Origin of the sequence: Pseudomonas sp. HY2-MNA-CIBAN-0224 (assembly GCF_040310285.1) — a bacterium.
In the GTDB taxonomy this organism is placed as follows: domain Bacteria; phylum Pseudomonadota; class Gammaproteobacteria; order Pseudomonadales; family Pseudomonadaceae; genus Aquipseudomonas; species Aquipseudomonas helleri.
In genome coordinates this window covers 1-506 of record NZ_JBEOPQ010000159.1, presented here as the reverse complement: position 1 = coordinate 506, position 506 = coordinate 1, and the positions used below count along the sequence as shown (strand labels likewise).

At 61.1% G+C, this 506-nt stretch carries 1 pseudogene; it reads left to right on the top strand.

Features of this window, described 5'->3' with window-relative positions:
• A pseudogene (locus AAEZ03_RS25825) lies at positions 1 to 506 on the top strand (hypothetical protein); the annotation flags it as partial.

The window sequence follows — 506 nt, the reverse complement described above, 5'->3', positions numbered from 1 at the left end:
TACAACGAAGCCGGCTTGATCCAGCAACGCCAGCAGGCCGACGGCACCACCCTCGCCTACCGCTGGGACAAACGCGGCCAATTACTGGAACTGCGTAACGAGAACAACAGCACAGCCACCTTCGTCTACGATCCGGCTGGCAAACTGCTGAACGAAACCGGCTTCGACCGGCAAACCATTCACTACCAGTACGAAAACGGCAGCCAACAGCCGACCCACCGATCCGACGGCGATCGGGTCTGGCGATACGACTACGACCCGCTCGGCCGTCTGAGCGCCCGCCACGCCGCCTACCAAGGTGGCAAGCAATGGCAGACAGAAACCTTTGCCTACGACGGCAACGGCAACCTGCTGCTGGCCACCAACCCGACCTGCAAACTGCAGTGGTTTTACGATGCTGCGGGCAACAACACCCGCGAACACCAGCACCTGCACCTCTACAAACCCTGCCACGTTGCCATCTGGCAGCACGAGTACGACGCCCTCAACCAACGCATCGCCACCAC